20 protein-coding genes are annotated in these 21,383 nt (G+C 64.7%); 17 read left to right on the forward strand and 3 right to left on the reverse strand.

Features of this window, described 5'->3' with window-relative positions; all coding sequences use genetic code 11:
• Positions 1-138 precede the first annotated feature (138 nt).
• The 11 genes from aceK (at position 139) to bioB (ending at position 13,801) form a co-directional block, all read left to right on the forward strand.
• A complete protein-coding gene (aceK, locus tag HV770_RS26000) occupies positions 139-1,980 on the forward strand; it encodes a bifunctional isocitrate dehydrogenase kinase/phosphatase (RefSeq protein WP_175164360.1) in 1,842 nt (613 codons plus the stop codon).
• A gap of 92 nt (positions 1,981-2,072) precedes the next feature.
• On the forward strand, positions 2,073-2,849 hold the full coding sequence (gene can / locus HV770_RS26005) for a carbonate dehydratase (RefSeq protein WP_175164362.1): 777 nt from the start codon (positions 2,073-2,075) through the stop codon (positions 2,847-2,849).
• Positions 2,842-4,062 (forward strand): acetyl-CoA C-acetyltransferase, encoded by a 1,221-nt coding sequence (locus HV770_RS26010; protein WP_175164364.1) that lies wholly within the window; start codon positions 2,842-2,844, stop codon positions 4,060-4,062. Before can ends, HV770_RS26010 begins: the two co-directional genes overlap by 8 nt.
• Before the next feature lie 58 nt (positions 4,063-4,120).
• Complete coding sequence (locus tag HV770_RS26015) at positions 4,121-4,798, forward strand: SDR family oxidoreductase (protein WP_175164366.1); 678 nt, start codon at positions 4,121-4,123, stop codon at positions 4,796-4,798.
• 12 nt (positions 4,799-4,810) lie between these two features.
• Positions 4,811-5,941, forward strand: coding sequence for an acyl-CoA dehydrogenase family protein (locus tag HV770_RS26020; protein WP_175164368.1), 1,131 nt, complete (start codon positions 4,811-4,813; stop codon positions 5,939-5,941).
• Between the two features lie 28 nt (positions 5,942-5,969).
• A complete protein-coding gene (locus HV770_RS26025) occupies positions 5,970-6,398 on the forward strand; it encodes a YchJ family protein (RefSeq protein ID WP_425497477.1) in 429 nt (142 codons plus the stop codon).
• A gap of 619 nt (positions 6,399-7,017) precedes the next feature.
• Positions 7,018-8,337, forward strand: coding sequence for a dienelactone hydrolase family protein (locus HV770_RS26030; protein WP_175164370.1), 1,320 nt, complete (start codon positions 7,018-7,020; stop codon positions 8,335-8,337).
• A gap of 1,055 nt (positions 8,338-9,392) precedes the next feature.
• The gene (gene bioA / locus HV770_RS26035) at positions 9,393-10,754 is read left to right on the forward strand and encodes an adenosylmethionine--8-amino-7-oxononanoate transaminase (RefSeq protein WP_175164372.1); all 1,362 of its coding nucleotides are present in this window, start codon (positions 9,393-9,395) and stop codon (positions 10,752-10,754) included.
• Positions 10,754-11,938 (forward strand): 8-amino-7-oxononanoate synthase, encoded by a 1,185-nt coding sequence (gene bioF, locus HV770_RS26040; protein WP_175164374.1) that lies wholly within the window; start codon positions 10,754-10,756, stop codon positions 11,936-11,938. The genes bioA and bioF overlap by 1 nt, the downstream gene beginning before the upstream one ends.
• A complete protein-coding gene (gene bioD / locus HV770_RS26045) occupies positions 11,935-12,675 on the forward strand; it encodes a dethiobiotin synthase (RefSeq protein WP_175164376.1) in 741 nt (246 codons plus the stop codon). Before bioF ends, bioD begins: the two co-directional genes overlap by 4 nt.
• Before the next feature lie 37 nt (positions 12,676-12,712).
• Positions 12,713-13,801, forward strand: a complete 1,089-nt coding sequence (gene bioB, locus HV770_RS26050; RefSeq protein WP_175164378.1) for a biotin synthase BioB — start codon at positions 12,713-12,715, stop codon at positions 13,799-13,801.
• A gap of 93 nt (positions 13,802-13,894) precedes the next feature.
• On the opposite strand, the gene HV770_RS26055 is transcribed toward bioB, so the two are convergent.
• Complete coding sequence (locus tag HV770_RS26055) at positions 13,895-14,920, reverse strand: sulfate ABC transporter substrate-binding protein (protein WP_175164380.1); 1,026 nt, start codon at positions 14,918-14,920, stop codon at positions 13,895-13,897.
• A 132-nt stretch (positions 14,921-15,052) separates the two neighbouring features.
• Positions 15,053-15,655 carry an RBBP9/YdeN family alpha/beta hydrolase gene (locus HV770_RS26060; RefSeq protein WP_175164382.1) on the reverse strand — a complete coding sequence of 201 codons (603 nt, stop codon included), beginning with the start codon at positions 15,653-15,655 and terminating at the stop codon, positions 15,053-15,055.
• A gap of 300 nt (positions 15,656-15,955) precedes the next feature.
• Between HV770_RS26060 and HV770_RS26065 the strand changes: the two genes are divergently transcribed.
• The 6 genes from HV770_RS26065 to HV770_RS26090 are packed head-to-tail and all read left to right on the forward strand — an operon-like array spanning position 15,956 to position 20,087.
• A complete protein-coding gene (locus HV770_RS26065; protein WP_175164384.1) occupies positions 15,956-16,897 on the forward strand; it encodes a 2-hydroxyacid dehydrogenase in 942 nt (313 codons plus the stop codon).
• Between the two features lie 52 nt (positions 16,898-16,949).
• A complete protein-coding gene (locus HV770_RS26070; protein ID WP_175164386.1) occupies positions 16,950-17,876 on the forward strand; it encodes a hydroxymethylglutaryl-CoA lyase in 927 nt (308 codons plus the stop codon).
• Positions 17,877-17,928: 52 nt separating this feature from the next.
• A complete protein-coding gene (locus tag HV770_RS26075) occupies positions 17,929-18,450 on the forward strand; it encodes a YbaK/EbsC family protein (protein WP_175164387.1) in 522 nt (173 codons plus the stop codon).
• Positions 18,451-18,454: 4 nt separating this feature from the next.
• Complete coding sequence (locus HV770_RS26080; protein ID WP_175164390.1) at positions 18,455-18,706, forward strand: DUF1289 domain-containing protein; 252 nt, start codon at positions 18,455-18,457, stop codon at positions 18,704-18,706.
• A complete protein-coding gene (locus HV770_RS26085; protein WP_175164392.1) occupies positions 18,703-19,170 on the forward strand; it encodes a MaoC family dehydratase in 468 nt (155 codons plus the stop codon). Before HV770_RS26080 ends, HV770_RS26085 begins: the two co-directional genes overlap by 4 nt.
• Positions 19,167-20,087, forward strand: a complete 921-nt coding sequence (locus tag HV770_RS26090; protein WP_175164394.1) for an MBL fold metallo-hydrolase — start codon at positions 19,167-19,169, stop codon at positions 20,085-20,087. The genes HV770_RS26085 and HV770_RS26090 overlap by 4 nt, the downstream gene beginning before the upstream one ends.
• Positions 20,088-20,417: 330 nt before the next feature.
• Here HV770_RS26090 and HV770_RS26095 read toward each other — a convergent pair whose 3' ends face one another.
• A complete protein-coding gene (locus tag HV770_RS26095) occupies positions 20,418-21,317 on the reverse strand; it encodes a DMT family transporter (RefSeq protein WP_175164396.1) in 900 nt (299 codons plus the stop codon).
• Positions 21,318-21,383: the final 66 nt, after the last annotated feature.

Here is a 21,383-nt window from a genome sequence, read left to right on the forward strand (position 1 = left end):
GATAGTCGGAAAGTCGGTGAACGCCTGACAACGCCCACCAGGCGGCAGGGCGCGAGCCGAGCGGCGCGATGCGTCGCGGGCCCACCCGGACGATACAATCAGGGTGTCTTCACGACATGGGACGAATGCACGGTCGACATGAATCACTTCCCCAAACTGCTGTCGTCGCAAATCGGCTTTGACGTCGCCCAGACGATGCTCGAAGGATTCGATCGCCATTACCGGATCTTCCGCGACGCCGCGATCCGCGCGAAGACGCTCTTCGAAACCGGCGACTGGCACGGCCTGCAAAAGCTCGCGCGCGAGCGCATTACCTCGTACGACGAGCGCGTCGAAGAATGCGTCGAACTGCTCGAAGACGAGTACGACGCGGAAAACATCGACGGCGAAGTGTGGCAGCAGATCAAGCTGCACTACATCGGTCTGCTGACCACGCATCGCCAACCCGAGTGCGCGGAAACGTTTTTCAATTCGGTGTGCTGCAAGATCCTGCACCGCTCGTATTTCAACAACGACTTCATTTTCGTGCGCCCCGCCATCTCGACCGAATACATCGAGAACGACGAGCCGGCCGCGAAGCCGACCTATCGCGCGTACTACCCCGGCAAGGACGGACTCGCCGCGACGCTCGAGCGCATCGTCACGAACTTCCAGCTCGACCCGCCGTTCGAAGACCTGACGCGCGACGTCGGCTGCGTGATGCAGACGATCCACGACGCGTTCGGCGTTTTCGACGAAGCGCCGAACTTCCAGATTCACGTGCTTGCGTCGCTGTTCTACCGCAACAAGTCGGCGTATATCGTCGGACGGATCATCAACGGCGATGCGCTGCTGCCGTTCGCCGTGCCGCTGCGTCACGCAAAGCCGGGCCTGCTCGCGCTCGACACCGTGCTGCTCAGGCGCGAGCAACTGCTGATCATCTTCAGCTTCTCGCATTCGTATTTCCTCGTCGACATGGAAGTGCCGTCCGCTTACGTCGAATTTCTCGGCACCATCATGCCGGGCAAACCGAAGGCGGAAATCTATACGTCGGTGGGATTGCAGAAGCAGGGCAAGAATCTGTTCTATCGCGATCTGCTGCATCATCTGTCGCATTCGAGCGATCCGTTCATCGTCGCGCCCGGCATCAAGGGGCTCGTGATGCTGGTGTTCACGCTGCCGTCGTTCCCGTATGTATTCAAGCTGATCAAGGACAACTTCCCGCCGCCGAAAGACACCACGCGCGCGCAGATCCAGGCGAAGTATCAGCTCGTCAAACGGCACGACCGCCTCGGCCGCATGGCCGACACGCTCGAGTATTCGAGCGTCGCGTTGCCGGTGGCGCGGCTCGATGAAGCGCTCGTGCGCGAACTCGAAAGGGAAGTGCCCTCGCTGCTCGAATACGAGGGCGAGAATCTCGTGATTCGCCACATGTACATCGAGCGCCGCATGGTGCCGCTGAACCTGTTCCTGCAAAGCGGCAACGACGACGACGTCGAGCACGGCATCAAGGAATACGGCAACGCGGTGAAGGAACTGATGCAGGCGAACATCTTCCCCGGCGACATGCTGTACAAGAACTTCGGCGTGACGCGTCATGGCCGCGTCGTGTTCTACGACTACGACGAAATCGAATATCTGACCGACTGCAACGTGCGCGCGGTGCCGGCGCCGCGTAACGAGGAGGACGAAATGTCGGGCGAGCCGTGGTACTCGGTCGGCCCGCACGACATTTTCCCGGAGACGTACGGCACGTTTCTGCTCGGCGACCCACGCGTGCGCCGCTCCTTCATGCAGCACCACGCGGACTTCTTCGATCCTGCGCTATGGCAACGGCACAAGGATCAACTATTGAAAGGCGAACTGCCCGACTTTTTTCCGTACGACAGCCACGAGCGCTTCTGCATCCGCTATCCGGAACGCTTTGCCGATGCATCGGCATCCGCTTCACCGGATACACCGCACGCGCCACCCGACGAGCGCAGCGTGCGCGTGGCGTGAAGCCTGCGCCGCCCGCCTCGTTGAATGCATCGTCCAAACTTTATGTAACGACTTCGACCGCTCAAGCGGTCGAGAAACCACCAAGACGCACCATGAACACAAACGCTTCAAGCTCCTCCCATCCGCTCTCGCATCTGTTCGACAACAACGACGCGTGGGTGGCTCGCAAGCTGTCCGAAGACCCCGAATTCTTCTCTCGCCTCGCGCATCAACAGGCCCCGGAGTATTTGTGGATCGGCTGCTCGGACTCGCGCGTGCCGGCGAACCAGATCATCGGCTTGCCGCCGGGCGAAGTGTTCGTGCACAGAAACATCGCCAACGTGGTCGTGCATACCGATCTGAACTGCCTGTCGGTGATCCAGTTCGCCGTCGATCTGCTGAAGGTCAAGCACATCATGGTGGTCGGCCACTACGGCTGCTCCGGTGTCGCCGCGGCGCTGCACGGCCGCCGCGTGGGTCTCGCCGACAACTGGCTCGCGCACGTGCAGGACGTGCGCGCGAAGCACGCCGCGCTGATCGAGGAATGGCCGCTCGGCGAAGCGCGGCATCGGCGGCTCGTGGAACTGAATACGATCGAACAGGTGGTGAACGTGTGCCGCACCACCATCGTCAACGATGCGTGGGCGCGCGGCCAGGAACTGACCGTGCACGGCTGGGCGTATGGCGTGCATGACGGCAAGATCCGTAACCTCGGCATGACGATCAGCGACGCGGCCGCGCTCGAAGCAACCTATAAGGAGTGTGTGGCCGCCGTGTCGGCGAGCGGCCCGCGCAACGCGGACAACGACATGGTCGCCGCGGACGCGGCGCAGCTCGGCGATCTGCCGGCCATCGTCGAAGGTGTGATCAAGGAGCTAAAACATGAGTGAGACAGACATGAGTGAAAAGCGAACCCAAGCGAATGCCGATCCGGTTGTCATCGTAAGCGCCGCGCGCACGCCGATGGCGGCGTTTCAGGGCGACTTCGCATCGCTCACCGCGCCGCAACTCGGCTCGGCGGCGATCGAAGCCGCGGTGCGGCGCGCGGGCCTCAAGCCCGAGCAGATCGACGAAGTGGTGATGGGCTGCGTGCTGCCCGCCGGCCTCGGCCAGGCGCCCGCGCGGCAAGCCGCGCTCGGCGCGGGCCTGCCTTTGAGCACCGGCAGCACCACTGTCAACAAGATGTGCGGCTCCGGCATGCGCGCGGCGATGTTCGCGCACGACATGCTGGCCGCCGGTTCGGTCGACGTGATCGTCGCGGGCGGCATGGAGAGCATGACGAACGCGCCGTATCTGCTGCCGAAGGCGCGCGGCGGCATGCGCATGGGTCACGGCCAGGTGATCGACCACATGTTCTACGACGGTCTCGAAGACGCGTACGAAAAAGGCCGTCTGATGGGCACCTTCGCCGAGGAATGCGCGGCGTCGTTCGACTTCACGCGCGAGGCGCAGGACGCGTTCGCGGTCGAGTCGCTCAACCGTGCAAAGCGCGCAAACGAAGACGGCTCGTTCGCGTGGGAAATCGCACCGGTGAAAGTGGCGAGCCGCAAGGGCGAGGTCACGATCGACCACGACGAGCAGCCGTTCAAGGCCAACCTCGACAAGATTCCGACGCTCAAGCCCGCGTTCAGCAAGACCGGCACGGTGACGGCGGCGAATTCGTCGTCGATTTCCGATGGCGCCGCCGCGCTTGTGATGATGCGCGAATCGACGGCGAAGCGTCTCGGCGTCGAACCGATCGCGCGCGTGGTCGGCCACTCGACGTTCGCGCAGGAACCGGCGAAGTTCACCACCGCGCCGGTCGGTGCGATTCGCAAGCTGTTCGAGAAGAACGGCTGGCGCGCCGACGAAGTCGATCTCTATGAGGTGAACGAAGCGTTCGCCGTCGTGACAATGGCCGCGATGAAGGAACACCACTTGCCGCACGAGAAGGTCAACGTGAACGGCGGCGCTTGCGCGCTCGGCCATCCGATCGGCGCGTCCGGCGCGCGCATTCTCGTCACGCTGATCGGCGCGCTGAAGCGGCGCGGCCTGAAGCGCGGCGTCGCGACGCTGTGCATCGGCGGCGGCGAGGCGACGGCGATGGGTGTCGAACTGGTTTGACGCGTGGATCGTGGCAATCGCCGCCTGTGAGGCGGCGTCCTGAAAACTGAGGTATTCGATGAAGACAGTGTTGATCGTCGGTGCGTCGCGTGGCATCGGCCAGGAATTCGTCCGGCAGTACCGGCATAGCGGCTGGCGCGTGCTCGCTACCGCACGCGACGGCGCCGCGCTCGATGCGCTGAACGAACTCGGCGCGCAAACATTCGCGGTGGACGTGACCGCGCCCGAGGACATCGCCGCGCTCGGCTGGAAGCTCGACGGCGAACGGCTCGATGCGGCGATTCTGGTGTCGGGCGTGTACGGCCCGCGCACCGAAGGCATCGAGACGATCACCGCCGAAGACTTCGATCACGTGATGCACACCAACGTGCGCGGTCCGATGCAATTGATGCCGATCCTGCTGCCGCTCGTCGAAGAAGCAGGCGGTGTGTTCGCGGTCATCTCCAGCAAGATGGGCAGCATCGCCGAGCCGAGCGGCACGAGCGGCTGGTTGTATCGCACGAGCAAGGCGGCGCTGAACGATGCGCTGAAGCTCGCGTCGCTGGAGGTGAAGCGAGCGACCTGCGTGTCGTTGCATCCCGGCTGGGTGCGCACCGACATGGGCGGTGCGCAAGCCGCGATCGACCCGGCGCGCAGCGTCGCCGGCATGCGTGAGGTGCTCGCGCAGGCTGCGGGCGCCCGCAATGCGTTCAACGGCCGCTTCTATCAATACGACGGCACGCAACTCGACTGGTGAGGAGACCGCGCCATGGTGCTTGATCAGGATCACCTGATGGTCCGCGACGCGCTGCGCACCTTCGTGCGCGACGCGATCACGCCGCACGCGGCCATGTGGGACCGCGAGCGCACGTTTCCGCGCGACGTGCACCGCCAACTCGCGGAGCTCGGCGCCTACGGCGTGCTGGTGCCCGAAGCGTACGGCGGCGCCGGCATGGATGCGCTCGCGCTCGCGCTGATCCTCGAAGAGATCGCGGCGGGCGACGGCGGCACGTCGACAGCAATCTCCGTGAATAACTGCCCGGTGTGCAGCATCCTGCTGAGCTACGGCAACGACGCGCAGAAACGCGACTGGCTTACGCCGCTCGCGCGCGGCGAGATGCTCGGCGCGTTTTGCCTGACCGAGCCGCAAGCCGGCTCAGACGCGTCCGCGTTGCGCACCACCGCCACCCGCAACGGCGACGCGTACGTGCTGAACGGCGTCAAACAGTTCATCACGAGCGGCAAGAACGGCGACGTCGCGATCGTGATGGCTGTAACCGACAAGGCGGCAGGCAAGCGCGGTATCAGCGCGTTCATCGTGCCGACCAGCACGACGGGCTACATCGTCGCGCGCGTCGAAGAGAAGCTCGGCCAGCATTCGTCGGATACCGCGCAGATCGTGTTCGAAGACTGCCGCGTGCCCGCCGCGAATCTGATCGGTGCAGAAGGCGAAGGCTACCGGATCGCGCTGTCGGGGCTCGAAGGCGGGCGCATCGGTATCGCGGCGCAAAGCGTCGGCATGGCGCGCGCCGCGTTCGACGCCGCGTTGAGCTATGCCAAGGAACGCGAGAGCTTCGGCGCGCCGCTCTTTTCGCACCAGGCCGTGCAGTTCCGTCTCGCCGATATGGCGACGCAACTCGAAGCCGCGCGTCAATTGATCTGGCACGCCGCGTCGTTGAAAGACGCCGGCCAGCCGTGTCTCACCGAAGCCGCGATGGCCAAGCTGTTCGCCTCCGAAGCCGCCGAGCGCATCTGCTCGGCAGCCTTGCAGATTCATGGCGGCTATGGGTATCTGAGCGACTTCCCGGTCGAGCGGATTTATCGCGACGTGCGCGTGTGCCAGATTTACGAAGGCACCAGCGACATCCAGAAAATATTGATCGCACGCGGTCTTGATTGAACGCTTAATAAATAAACCATTGTTGCCGATGCAAAGACCTTCCGACTGCCCCTGCGGCGGCACCGCGCCCGGACAGCGCAGCGGCGTCAAAGCGCCCCGCTTCGCGCAATGCTGTGGCCGCTATATCGACGGCGGGGAAGCAGCGCCGCGCGCACTCGAACTGATGCGCTCGCGTTATAGCGCGTATGTTGTCGGCGCAACCGACTATCTGCGCGCCACCTGGGCGCCGCACACCTGCCCCGCCGATCTCGACGCGGACCCCGCCGCGCCCGACGCGCCGCGTTGGCTCGGACTGCAGATCAAGGCCTTCGCCGAAACCGACGCGGATCACGCAACCGTTGAATTTGTCGCGCGGTACAAGGTGGGCGGCCGGGCGCACCGGCTGCACGAATTGAGCCGCTTCGTGCGCGGCGAGGACGGCCGCTGGCGCTACGTCGATGGCGACGTCCGCGAGTAGTGCGCGGCACGCGAACCTTTCGCGATCTTTCACGACGCAGCAGCGCGCATTGCGCCGCGATCAAATAAGGCCCTCATTGCAGGGCTTTTTTTCGTGTTGGCCCGGTACCACAGCCCGCATGCCGAGCCGCCTGTCGCTTGATCCGGCAACCATCCCGTCCTCGTCCAGCCTGTACGCAGCCACGCGGCGAGCGAGGCCGCTGCGCGACGCCGGCATTCGCTCAAAACACGAGCCGCAAATTTTTTCGGCGCGGGTTCTCCTTGATTGCACAAAACAAAATTGTCGTGCCAGGATGAGGCCGTAGCTTCATGACGTCACGTTGCGAGAGTCGGCCGAACCAGCTCCGCAAAATGTGCAGGAAGCCCTGCCGCTTACCAGACAGTGTGGATGCGGCGGAGGCTCCGGGCAGCAGGTGTGGCGCTCATCATCGGCGCGTGGGGTCGCGTCGGCCGTTTGGGTTCATCCCGTGCGATCTCGATTGGCATGCGTGCGCTTGGCGCACTGCATACGCGAGTGTGTTTTTGTTTGTCGAAAACGCGGACGAAAGGAAAACGTCAGCAATTAAATCGGCAAGCGGACATCACGGTGTTCAGGGCAGGTCTTCGAGGCAGGTGCGTCAATGGTGTTCAGCAAGGTTCTGACGAAGTGTGCGGTGATCTGTGCAGCGGCCACGTGCGCTGTCGCAGTCGCGCACGCCGATCCGCTCGCCCAGGCGTACGCAGCCCCGCACGCCGACGCGCAGGCGGGACCGCTGGCACGTGCACACGTGCCGCGCATCGCGCTCGACGACGACGTCTACCTGCCCACCGCGCGTCTGAACGAACAGGTTATCCGCGTGCCGGTGGACGCCGCCGGCACGATCACGCTCGAAACGACGATCTACAAACCGGACGGCGCCGGCCCGTTCCCGATGATCGTGTTCAACCACGGCAAGATTCCCGGCGATCCGCATACGCAGGAGCGCAGCAACCCGCTGCCGCTCGCGCGCGAGTTCGTGCGTCGCGGCTACGTGGTAGTCGCGCCGAACCGTCAGGGCTTCGGCCATTCGGACGGCGTGTACCAGCAGGATGGTTGCGATGTCGAACGCAATGGCATTGGCCAGGCTGGCGACGTCGCGGCAACGATCAACTATATGTCGAAGCAGCCGTATGTGGACGCGGCGCATATCGTCGTGGCCGGCACCTCGCACGGCGGTCTCGCGACCATGGCCTACGGCACCGAGGCGGCGCCGGGCGTGCGGGCGCTGATCAATTTCTCGGGCGGCTTGCGGCAGGACGCCTGTACCGACTGGCAGAGCAACCTGACGCACGCATTCGGCGCGTATGGCGAGAAGACCACGGTGCCGTCGCTGTGGATGTACGGCGATAACGATTCGGTCTGGAACGCGCCGCTGGTGGCCGGCATGTATGCCGCGTACAGCGCGCACGGCGCGAGCGCGAAGATGGTGGATTTCGGCCGCTACAAGAACGACGCGCATCGGCTCGTGGGCGACCGCGATGGCGTGCATGTATGGTGGCCGGCTGTCGAGGCGTTCCTTGCCCGCGTGGGGATGCCCACGGGCGTGCAGTATCGGGTGGCCGATCCGTCGGCGCCGAAGCCGAGCGGCTTCGCTGCCGTCGACGCGGTGGATGCCGTGCCCTTCGTCGATGAAGGCGGGCGCAACGGCTATCGGAATTTCCTGCATCAGTATCCTAGCCGCGCGTTTGCGGTATCGGATTCGGGCGCGTGGTCATGGGCTGAAGGCGGAGATGATCCGATGTCGGTGGCCGTTGCCAACTGCCAGAAACAGAGTTCGGATCCTTGCCGGTTGTATGCGGTGGATAACTCTGTGGTTTGGGGGCAGCAGTCTTCGCAGACGGCTGATGGTGGGCGTGGTTCGGGCGATGGCGATCGCGATCGCGATGCCGATGGGCGGCGGGCTATTGCTAGTCGGAATTAAGGTTTTTTGCCTGCTCGGCGTTTTGGTTGTGCTATTCGGGTGTTGGCCTTTCCTTGAGTTCACGGTGGTCTATTGGCGTTGCCCCTGTGCGGGGCGGCACCTACTTTCTTTGCCGCCGCAAAGAAAGTAGGCAAAGAAAGCGGCTTCACACCGCTAATTCTTAAGCGGGTCCCCCGGCTTGGAGGGGGCAGCGGTCCATCTGGAATCAGTGCCCCCGCACATTCAGCCCCAGTGACAAGGCAGTCATTCTTCCGGCGACGCTTCGCGCGCCGACGCGGTCATTCCTAAAACCGCCAGCTCATGTTTCCGGCGTGTGGCCCTCCTGAAGCCTTGAAGGCCGGTCCTTCATGAGGCAGTTGTCTGCCATTCGTTTTTTTCGTCCGGACGCCTCCTCCCAAACACGCGTCATTTGCGCCGCCTCGCCGGGGCGAAGCCGATAGCCCCACCGCACACACCAAAGCCATTGGTTTCCCTCGCAGACCGATCCGCGACGCACGCAGTGCGGAGTGGGAGCGGATGACGGCTTTGTCACTCGCGTGGAATGTGCGGGCGCACCGATTCCAGATGTTCCACTACCTCCTCCAAGCCAGGGGACCCGCTTAAGAATTAGCGGTGTGAAGCCGCTTTCTTTGCCTACTTTCTTTGCGGCGGCAAAGAAAGTAGGTGCCGCCCCGCACAGGGGCAACGCCAATAGACCACCGTGACATCAAGGAAAGGCCAACACCATAAGAGCACATCCCAAAAGCGCCGCGAAGGCAAAAAACCCCAAAGATTCCGCCCCATACCCCCAACTACTTTGCCGTCGCCAACTCCGCCGAACGGCGACTTTCCGCGCCGAACAGAAACCACCTGCTCCGAACAGCGCCAAACCCCCGCCCCGCAAGCAAAACCGCCCATTTTGCCGCTAGTGCACAGCACGAAATAAACCGCTAATCTCGACCCCGCACGCTCGCCAAGGCCGCGCGCAGCGCCGAAAAAATGGCGCACGGCCCGCCTGAAATGGCCCTGAAAGCCCCCGCGCAGCGCGCAAAAGAAAAGCACTTCGGAGTACCGTTTTGGAAAAATCAGCCGCATCGCCCGTCGGCCCTGAAGACTGGGTCGCCCGCAGCCTGCGTGCCCTATGGCACCCCTGCACCCAGATGAAGCACCACGAGCGCCTGCCGCTCGTGCCCGTCGCGCGCGGTCAAGGCGCGTGGCTCTACGATCGCGCCGGTCATCGCTACCTCGACGCGATCAGCTCCTGGTGGGTCAACCTGTTCGGCCACGCGAACCCGCGCATCAATGCCGCGCTCAAAGACCAGCTCGATACGCTCGAACACGCGATGCTCGCCGGCTGCACGCATGAGCCGGCCATCGAACTCGCGGAGCGCCTCGGCGCACTCACCGGCAACACGCTCGGCCACGCGTTCTTTGCGTCGGATGGCGCATCCGCCGTCGAGATCGCGCTGAAGATGAGCTTCCACACGTGGCGCAACCGAGGCTTCGCAGACAAGCAGGAATTCGTCTGCATTGCCAACAGCTATCACGGCGAAACCATCGGCGCGCTCGGCGTCACCGATGTCGCGCTGTTCAAGGACGCCTACGATCCGTTGATCCGTCACGCGCATGTCGTGGCCTCGCCCGATGCGCGCCTCGCGCAACCGGGCGAAAGCGCCGCCGACGTCGCCCGCCGCGCGCTCGATCACGTCCGCTCGCTGTTCGAAGCTCGCGCCACCCGCATCGCCGCGCTGATCGTCGAGCCGCTCGTGCAATGCGCGGCCGGCATGGCGATGCACGACGCGTCGTATCTCGCCGGTCTGCGCGCGCTATGCGATCAATACGGCGTGCATCTAATCGCCGATGAAATCGCCGTCGGTTGCGGCCGTACTGGCACTTTCTTCGCATGCGAGCAAGCCGGCATCTGGCCGGACTTTTTGTGTCTGTCCAAAGGCATCAGCGGCGGCTACCTGCCGCTGTCGATCGTGCTGTCGCGCGATGAAATCTTCGCGGCCTTCTATCACGACGACACCGCGCGCGGCTTCCTGCACTCGCATTCGTACACCGGCAATCCGCTCGCGTGCCGCGCGGCGCTCGCCACGCTCGATCTGTTCGCGAGCGACGACGTGCTCGCCGCCAACGCACGCAAGTCCGCGACGCTGAAGGCCGCGCTCGCACCGCTTGCAGCACACGAGCAGGTCCGCAACCTGCGCCAGTGCGGCACGATCTTCGCGTTCGATGCGGTGATCGACGATGCTCTGCATGCCAAAACATTTTCGCGCCGCTTCTTCGAAAACGCGTTGCAGCGCGAACTGCTGCTGCGCCCGATCGGGACCACCGTGTATCTGATGCCCCCTTACATCCTCGACGACGAAGAACTCGCGCTGCTTGCCTCGCGCACCCGCGACACCTTCGACGCCACGCTCGCGGAGGTCCGCTGATGCATTTGCTCGACACCCTCACTGAAGGGCTCAAGGAACTCGACGAACGCGGTCTGCGCCGCCGCCGCCGCACCGCCGAAACGCCGTGCGCCGCGCACATGACGGTCGACGGCCGCGCGATGATCGGCTTCGCCAGCAACGACTATCTCGGCCTCGCCGCGCATCCGCAACTGATCGAGGCGATCGCCGAAGGCGCGCGTCTTTACGGCGCGGGCAGCGGCGGCTCGCATCTGCTCGGCGGCCACTCGCGCGCGCATGCGCAGCTCGAAGACGATCTCGCGGCATTCACCGGCGGCTTCGTCGATAACCCGCGCGCGCTCTACTTCAGCACCGGCTACATGGCGAATCTCGCGACGCTCACTGCGCTCGCGGGCCGCGGCACGACGCTGTTCTCCGACGCGCTGAATCACGCGTCGCTGATCGACGGCGCACGCCTGTCGCGCGCCGACGTGCAGATCTATCCGCACTGCGATATGGACGCGCTGAGCGCGATGCTCGACGCGTCGGAGGCGGACGTCAAGGTGATCGTCTCCGATACCGTGTTCAGCATGGACGGCGATATCGCGCCCTTGCCGCGCCTGCTCGCGCTTGCGGAACGGCACGGTGCGTGGCTGATCGTCGACGATGCGCACGGCTTCGGCGTGCTCGGTCCGCAAGGCCGCGGCGCGATCGCCCAAGCCGCGCTGCGCTCGCCGAATCTGATTTCGATCGGCACGCTCGGCAAGGCGGCCGGCGTCTCGGGCGCGTTCGTCGCGGCGCATGCGACCGTAATCGAATGGCTCGTGCAGCGCGCGCGTCCGTACATCTTCACGACGGCGTCGGTGCCGGCTGCCGCGCATGCGGTGTCGGCGAGCCTGCGCATCATCGGCGGCGATGAGGGCGATGCGCGCCGCGCGCATCTTCAGCAACTGATCGAACGCACACGCACGATGCTCAAAGCGACGCCGTGGCTGCCGGTCGATTCGCATACGGCCGTGCAGCCGCTCATCATCGGTGCGAACGACGCCACGCTCGATATCGCGGCTACGCTCGATCGCGCGGGCCTCTGGGTGCCAGCGATCCGTCCGCCGACCGTGCCCGCCGGCACGTCGCGGTTGCGCATTTCGCTGTCGGCCGCGCACTCGCACGCCGACCTCGACCGCCTCGAAGCGGGCCTGCAACAACTCGGAGCACAAGCGGCATGAGCGGTAACGCGAACACCATCGGGCCAGCACTGTCGTTCTTCGTCACCGGCACTGATACGGAAATCGGCAAGACCTTCGTTTCTTCGGCGCTGTTGCGGGGCTTCGTTCGCAAAGGCCTGCAAGCCGCCGCGATGAAGCCGATCGCCGCCGGCGCATTCGAACTGAACGGCGTGCTGCATAACGAAGACGCGGATCAACTCGACGCCGCGTCGAACGTGCTGCTGCCGCCCGAGCTGCGCACGCCGTATCTGCTGAAGGAACCAGCCGCGCCGCACATCGCGGCCGCGCTGGAAAACGTCACGCTCGATCTCGATCACATCGTCGCGTGCCATGCACGGGCCGTGCAGCGCGCGGAGATCGTCGTCGTGGAAGGCGTCGGCGGCTTTCGCGTGCCGTTGACCGCCACCCAGGACACCGCCGATCTCGCGGTCGCGCTGAAGCTGCCGGTCGTGCTGGTGGTCGGCATGCGCCTCGGCTGCATCAGTCATGCGTTGCTGAGCGCCGAAGCGATCGCCGCGCGCGGACTCATGCTCGCCGGCTGGGTCGCCAATCGCGTCGACCCCGACATGACGTTCCCCGACGAAAACATCGCGTCGATCCGCGAGCATCTTGCGCGCGCCTACGACGCGCCGCTGCTCGGCATCGTGCCGCATCTGAGCCCGGCTGCACCCGAACTCGCGGCAGATCAGCTCGACATCGACCGGCTTTTACAGACGCTGCGCCACGCGCAGCGCTGAACCACACCACCTCTATCCATCCATGAGGATCGACCCCATGACGCAACTGAACATCACTCCGACGCAGGCCGACGCGGCCGCCGCCAACGCCAACGCCAACGCCGCCGCGACCGGCGGCAAGCAGGTCGCGCGCTGGCGCGTCGCCGACATCGTCGCGCTGTACGAACTGCCGTTCAACGACCTGATGTTCCGCGCGCAGCAAACCCATCGCGAGCATTTCGATGCGAACACCGTGCAACTGTCGACACTGCTGTCGATCAAGACCGGTGGCTGCGAGGAAGATTGCGCGTACTGTCCGCAGTCGGTGCATCACGACACGGGCCTCGCAGCCGACAAGCTGATGCCGGTCGACGAAGTGCTCGCCGCCGCCAAGGTCGCCAAAGAGAACGGCGCGACGCGCTTCTGCATGGGCGCCGCGTGGCGCAATCCGAAGGACCGCCATCTCGAACCGATCAAGGACATGATTCGCGGCGTGAAAGCGATGGGCCTCGAAACCTGCGTCACCCTCGGCATGCTCGAAACGCATCAGGCGCAGGCGCTGCGCGAAGCGGGCCTCGATTACTACAATCACAATCTCGACACGTCGCCAGAGTTCTACGGCCAGATCATTTCGACGCGCACGTACCAGGATCGACTCGACACGCTCGAACGCGTGCGCGACGCGGGCATCAACGTGTGCTGCGGCGGCATCGTCGGTCTGGGCGAATCGCGCCGCGAGCGCGCGGGTCTGATCGCGCAACTGGCGAACATGGAGCCGTATCCGGAGTCGGTGCCCATCAATAACCTGGTGCAGGTGGAAGGCACGCCGCTGAGCGGCACCGAAGCGATCGACCCGTTCGAATTCGTGCGCACGATCGCGATTGCGCGCATCACTATGCCGAAGGCGATGGTGCGCCTGTCGGCCGGGCGCGAGCAGATGGACGAGGCGTTGCAGGCGATGTGCTTCCTCGCCGGGGCGAACTCGATTTTCTACGGCGACCAGTTGCTGACCACGAGCAATCCGCAGGCGGAAGCCGACCGCAAGCTGCTGGCGCGCCTGGGCATTCGCGCCGAGGCCGCGCAGCAGATGCCGCTGGAACAGAGCGGCTGCGAGCATGGCTGCGATAAGCACAGCGCGCCGAACTGATCGCGTGAGATGACGCGTGCGCAATGAAGCGCACGCCCATGAAAAAAGCCGCCTGTTGCGAAACAGGCGGCTTTTTAACTTCGACTAGGAGAATCACTTCCGGTCGACGATGATCTGATCGAATGTCCCGCCATCGGAGAAATGGGTCTGCTGCGCTTTCTGCCAGCTACCGAACATCTCTTCCACGGTGAACGTCTTGATCGGCTTGAACTCGGCCGCATGCCTCGCCAGCACGTTCTTGTCGCGCGGACGCAGATGATGCTGTGCAATGATCTCCTGCGCGGCCGGCGACCACAGATAGTCGAGATACGCCTGCGCCTCTTTACGGGTGCCGCGCTTGTCGACCACCTTGTCGACGATCGACACCGGCGGCGCCGCCAGCAGACTCACCGACGGATACACCGCTTCGAACTTGCCGTCGCCCACACCCGAGCTGATCAACGACACTTCGTTTTCGAACGTCACCAGCACGTCGCCGATGTCGCGCTGAGTGAACGTGGTCGTCGCACCGCGGCCGCCCGTGTCGAGCACCGGCACGTTCCTGAAGATCGCCTTCACGAAGTCGAGCGCCTGCGCATCGGTGCCGCCGTGCTGCTTGCGATACCCCCACGCGGCCAGATACGAATAGCGCCCGTTGCCCGACGTCTTCGGATTGGCGATCACCACCTGCATGCCGGGCTTCGCGAGATCGTCCCAGTCCTTGATGTGCTTGGGGTTGCCCTTGCGCACGAGGAACACCATCGTGGTGGTGTACGGTGCACTGTCGTCCGGCAGGCGCGCGCGCCAGTTGGCCGGCACGAGTTGACCTTTCTGCGCGAGCAGATCGATGTCGTTGGGCTGGTTCATCGTCACGACGTCGGCCTGCAAGCCTTGCAGCACCGACAGCGCCTGCGCGCTCGACGCGCCATGCGACTGGCGGATCGACACGGTCGTGCCGCTCTTCTGCTTGTACGCGGCGATGAAGCCCGCGTTGATGTCCTTGTACAACTCGCGCGTCACGTCGTACGACACGTTGAGCAACGATGTATCCGCGTGCGCCGCCGACACGGCGCCCAGCGCGAGCGTGATCGCCGTCGCGCCGGCTGCGAGCCAGCGCGATATCCCCGTCTTGCCTGCCATGCTTGTCCCCGCTTATCAATGATGCAATTCCGTGGCCACAAGAGCCTGCGGCGTGAAGCGGGATTCTAACGGATCGCTTACCAATCGGCGGCGCGCGGCTTTGGCGCGTCGCCGCACGCCGTGGTCCCTGATTCACACGAACGCATGCTGAGCCGCGTCGAATGGCTCTTCGCGAAAGCGCAGCGGCGCCGCGCAATGCACGAGCGTATCGACGAAGTATTTGGCGCGCCGCCACGGACCGAAACCTGCGGCGGTGTTGATATGCCCCGCGTCGCCGAGATTGACGAACGCACTGCCGAAGCGCTGCGCGAGATCGCGCGCACCGGCGAGCGGCATCCACGGATCGGTTTCGCTGCCGATCAGGATGGACGGCACACCGAGGCGGCGCGCGTCGAACGCGCCCGCGAAGGCAAACTTCTGGGGACTCGCGGGCGCGACGAACAGCACGCCGACGACGTCGTTCGCATACGACGCCTGCTGCAGCGCATGCGCGGTCGCGAGGCAACCGAAGCTGTGCGCGGCCAGCACGAACGGGCCGCGCTCGCGCGCGAGCAGATCGCGCAGCGACTCCGACCACAGCGCGATGTCCGGCGCATCCCAGTCGGCCTGCTCGACGCGCAACGAGCGCGCGAATTGCCGCTCCAGCCATGTTTGCCAGTGCGCGCCCTCGCTGCCGTGCAGGCCGGGCACGGTGACGAGACGTGGCGGCCATGTCGATCTGATGCATGAAAGCATAGGTGTGCCTCGCTGCGGGAATCCGGGGAGTCATTGTCGCGCTGGGGAATGGGCGGGCGAACCAAGTTTTTGTGCTTTGGTTATGGCGCAAATGTGCGGGTCCACGCGGCCCGCCCCGGCAAGCGCACGCAAACGAAGCAGCACGGCCGTGCGCAAACGCGCGCGATCCGCGTCGAAAAAGTAGAATGAAGCCTATCAATCCATAAAGGGAGGAGGCCCCATGCAGCTAGCGTCGTCGGAAGCGTCGCACCGTGGCTTTGCCGTCGCCGGACCCGGCCACGCAGGCGCCTGGCGCACCGTATGAAGATCCTCTTCTACATGCCGCATGCCGATGCCGCCGCGTGGTTGCACGACTTCGCCCACGCGCTGCCCGAGGCCGAGTTGCGCGAATGGCAAGCGGGCGACACCGCGCCGGCCGATTTCGCGGTCGTTTGGCGTCCGCCGCGTGAGATGCTGGCCGGCCGCGATGACCTGCGCGCCATTTTCAATCTCGGCGCGGGCGTCGATGCAATTCTCGCGCTCGAACACGAGCATCCCGGCACGCTGCCGCGCAGCGCCCAGCTGATCCGCCTCGAAGACACCGGCATGGCGCCGCAAATGGCCGAGTACGTGACGCACGCGGTGCTGCGCTATCTGCGCCGCTTCGATGAATATCAAACGCTGCAGAACGAACGCCGGTGGGCAGTCCTCGATCCGCATCCGCGCGAGACCTTCACGGTCGGCGTGCTCGGACTCGGCGTGCTCGGCGCGCACGTGGCGCAAACGCTCGCCGCGTTCGGCATGCCGGTGCGCGGCTATAGCCGCAGCGCGCGGCAGATCGACGGCCTCGCGACGTTCGCGGGCGAAGCGCAGTTCGACACGTTTCTCGACGGCGTCAAGGTGCTGGTGAATCTGCTGCCGCATACGCCGGATACGCGCGACGTGCTGAACGCGCGAACCTTCGCGAAACTCGCCCGCGGGGCGTATCTGATCAACGTCGCGCGCGGCGGCCATCTGGTCGAAGCGGATCTGCTCGACGCGCTCGCGAGCGGCCAGCTCGCCGCCGCCACGCTCGACGTTTTCCGCGAAGAACCGCTGCCCGCCGAGCATCCGTTCTGGCAGGAACCGCGCATCACGATCACGCCGCACATGTCCGCGCTGACCTTACGCGAGGAAAGCGTCGGGCAGGTCGCGCGGAAGATCGACGCGCTCATGCGCGGCGATACCGTGAGCGGCGTAGTGAATCTCGAGCGCGGATACTGACACCCTCGAATTGAATTGACGAAGCGCCGCCTCGCGCGGCAGGAGACAGATCATGGCTTTACCCCAGCAAGTGAAAATCGTCGAAGTCGGTCCGCGCGACGGGCTGCAGAACGAGAAAGACTTCGTGCCGACCGCGACCAAGATCGAGCTGATCAATCGCCTGTCGGCGGCGGGTTTTCGCAACGTCGAGGCGGCCTCGTTCGTGTCGCCGAAATGGGTGCCGCAAATGGCCGACGGCGCCGACGTGATGGCCGGCATCGAGCGCCGCGCGGGCACGATCTACTCGGTGCTCACGCCGAACCTGCGCGGCTTCGAAGGCGCACTCGCCGCGCGTGCCGACGAAATCGTGATCTTCGGCGCCGCGAGCGAGGCGTTCTCGCAGAAGAACATCAACTGCAGCATCGCGCAAAGCATCGACCGTTTCGCGCCGGTCGCCCAGGCCGCGAAGGAGCATGGCGTGCGGATTCGCGGCAGCGTGTCGTGCGCGCTCGGTTGTCCGTATCAGGGCGAGGTGCCGCTCGCGTCGGTGGTCGACGTGGTCGAACGCTTCGCAGCGCTCGGCTGCGACGAGATCGACATCGCCGATACCATCGGTGTCGGCACGCCGAAGCGCACCCGCGAAGTGTTCGAAGCGGTGACGCGTATGTTTCCGCGTGAGCGCCTGTCGGGCCATTTCCACGACACGTATGGCCAGGCGCTCGCGAATATTTACGCGGCGCTGGAGGAAGGCATCGAGATTTATCACGCGTCGGTGGCGGGGCTCGGCGGCTGCCCGTACGCGAAGGGCGCGACCGGCAACGTCGCGACCGAAGACGTGCTGTATCTGATGAACGGCCTCGGCATCGAGACCGGCATCGACCTCGCGCAAGTCGTGGCGATCGGCGATTTCATTTCGACGTCGATCGGCAAGCCCAACGTCTCGCGCGCCGGCAAGGCGCTGCTCGCCAAGGCGCGCGGCGAAGCGGCTAACTGCGTGTGAGGGCGCGTGACTTCACCCGAAACATTCACCTCATCCATCAGGATCTGAACCGATGACCGACCAAGTGCCCCTCGAATCCGACGATCTCACCACGCTGCCCGATTCGGCGCGCCGCGTCGCGCTGTTGCTGCGCGAACGCGGTCACTCCGGGCGCGTCGTGATGCTGCCGGAAACCGGCAAGACCTCCGCCGAAGCCGCCGCCGGACTCGGCTGCTCGGTCGCGCAGATCGCCAAGTCGATCCTGTTTCGCCGGCGCGACGACGACGCCCCGGTGCTGGTGGTCGCAAGCGGCGCGAATCGCGTCGACGAAAAGAAGGTGGCCGCGCAGGTGGGCGAGATCGGCCGCGCGGACGCGAAGTTCGTCCGCGAGAAAACCGGCTATGCGATCGGCGGTGTCTGCCCGATCGGCCACGCCACCGAGCCGGTCACGCTGATCGACGCCGACCTGCTCGCGCTCGACAGCCTGTGGGCCGCCGCCGGTCACCCGCATGCGGTGTTCAACCTGACGGCGCAGGAACTGATCGCGCTGACGGGCGCACCGGTCCTGGACGTGGCGCTGCGCGAAACGGCCTGACGCAATGACGGCAAGCCTCGATCACGAAGACGAATGCGGCGCCGTGCCGTCGCCTTGCATCAACGTGTGCAGGATGGATGCGTCGACCGGCTGGTGCGAAGGGTGCCTGCGCACCATCGACGAGATCGCCGGCTGGTCGCTATTCGACGACGACGCGAAGCGCGCAGTGTGGGAGGCGATCAAGGGCCGTCACGCGCAGTTTATGGCAAGCCAGGCCAAGGCACAGGCCAACACGCAGACCAGGGCGAAACGATGACCACTGCGCCACGCATCGTCACGATTGGCGAGACGTTCAGTTCGACGCTCGAGTTGTCGGCGGAGTCGGTGAAATCGTTCGCCACGCTCGTCAACGATCTCAACCCGCTGCATCACGACGACGCCTATGCCGCGCAAAGCCGCTTCGGCGGCCTGATCGCGTCGGGTACGCAGCCGACCGCGCATTTCATGGCGCTGCTGGCAACGCACTTTTCTACCTACGCGCAACCGCTCGGCCTCGAATTCGATATCAAGCTGAAGAAGGCCGTTCATGCGCACGACACGCTGATCATCAGGTGGCGCGTGCGCGACGCTTACTGGAAGCCGAGCCTGAACGGCGATCTGACGCATCTGGAAGGCACGGTGTTGAACCAGCGCGGCGAGACCGTGCTGGTGGGTAGCTCGACCATTCTCGTGATGCCGAAGCCCGAAGCGTCCGCGCAAGCGCAGAGCCCCGCATCATGATCACGCTGCCGGAATCGATCCGGGTATTTGAACGCGGCTGGCTGTCATCGAACAACGTGCTGCTGGTCGACGAGACCTGTGCCGCGCTCGTCGATACCGGCTATGCGACGCATGCGCCGCAAACCGTCGCGCTGGTGCGGCAAGCGCTCGCCGCGCGGCCACTCGATCTGATCGTCAACACGCATCTGCACTCGGATCACTGCGGCGGCAATGCGCTGTTACAGGCCACGTGGCCGTGCCGCACCGTGATCCCCGCCTCCGAAGCCGATGCCGTGCGCGCCTGGGACGACGTGCGCCTCACCTTTCGGGCAACGGGTCAGACGTGCGAACGCTTTACCTTCACCGACACGATCGTGCCCGGCTCGCACCTGCGGCTCGGCGCGCTCGACTGGCAGGTGCTCGGCGCGCCCGGTCACGATCCGCATTCGCTGATGTTGTACTGCGCGCACGAACGCATCCTGATCAGCGCGGATGCGTTGTGGGAAAACGGCTTTGGAGTGATCTTTCCGGAGCTCGAAGGCGAAAGCGGTTTTGCCGAGGAACAGGCCGTGCTGGACACGATTGCGAGGCTCGACGTGCGCGTCGTGATCCCAGGCCACGGCGCGCCGTTCACGAATGTCGAGCAGGCGCTTGAGCGCGCTTTTTCGCGCGTCGCGTGGTTGCGTGCCGATCCCGCGCGCAATGCGAGGAACGCGTTGAAGGTGCTGATCGTATTCAAGCTGCTCGACGTGCGCACGCTGAGTTTCGACACGCTGCTGCGGATGCTCGACGACGCGGCCGTGATGCGCGCCGCCGCGTCGATGCTCAAGCCGCGTCACGAGTGGCCGGCGCTGGTGAAGGATATCGTCGGGGAACTGGCCGCGAAGAATGGGCCGCTGGAGACGGATGGCATGCGCATCGTCGCGCGTCAGAGTTGATGCAAGCGCTCGTGCGGGGAAGCCCTGCAAGCGCAGCGGCAGACAGACCGTCACCACAAAAAGAAAGCCGCTCGACAGTCAAGGCGAGCGGCGGAAATTCTGTCGGACGTGATCAGCGTCGCTATGAATGATACGCGTCGCGGTTTTTTGACCGCATCGGTGATTTCCCTACAGAAGTTTGACACGCCTCTTAAACCGCCCACACGTCGGCCACGAAGCCCATCTAGTCGAGGCTTTCGCGCCATTGATCCGCTCATACGAACAATCGCGCCACTCGCTGTTATTCCGGAATCCATAACATTGCGACTGCCCGCATCGGCATGATGCCGATCAAGTCGACGAAAGCCGCTTCTGCGGCACGATACGCCAGCCAAGGTTGACGCCTGCGGCCGCCAGCAGAATCAGCACCGCGCCGAGCACCTGAATCCATGCGAGCGTTTGCCCGAACGCGATCCGATCGACGATGATCGCCACCACCGGATAGATGAACGACAACGCGCCGGTCATCGACGTCGGCAGCTTCTGGATCGCACCATACAGCAGCACGTACATGAGGCCGGTATTGACGACGCCGAGCACGACCAGTTCGAGCCATTGCGCGCCGCTCGTCGGCAGTGCATCGAAGCGCACGAACGGCGCGAGCATCACCACGCCGAGCGACACCTGGATCAACGCGATCAGATGCGGCGGCGTGCCCTTGAGCCGTTTCGTGATGATCGACGACACCGCATACATCGCCGCCGCGCCAACCGCATACGCGACCCCGACGAGGTATTGGCCCGGCACCGCCAGCACCGCCGGCTCGACCTTCACGACGAACACGAGGCCGATGAACGCGACCACCAGCCACGCGAGCGTCGACGCGCTGATACGCTCGCGAAACACCAGCGCGCCGAGCGCGACCAGCATGAAGGGCTGAGTGTTGTAGACGGCCGTCGCCATCGAAATCGACGCGCGTGAATACGCGGCGAACAGCAAAACCCAGTTGATGACGATGGCCGCGCCGCCGAGCAGCGCGAGGCCGAACATTTTCCACGAGAACAGCTTGCGCCTGAAAAGGCCGAGTACCCCGCACACGAGCGCCAGCGTCGCGCCGCCGAAAATACAGCGAAAGAACACCACGTTGAATGGGCTCTGCTGCGACGACACCACCAGCCAGCCGATAGTGCCGGACATCAGCATCGCCATCGTCATCTCCGCGGCCCCGCGGCGAATTTCGTTTGAAGCCATGATTCGATCCTCGGATTGATGCTTTCATGAGGAGCAGTGTAATTAATCCGATCGCGCGAATACATG

This window comes from Paraburkholderia fynbosensis, from assembly GCF_902859935.1.
Lineage (GTDB): Bacteria > Pseudomonadota > Gammaproteobacteria > Burkholderiales > Burkholderiaceae > Paraburkholderia > Paraburkholderia fynbosensis.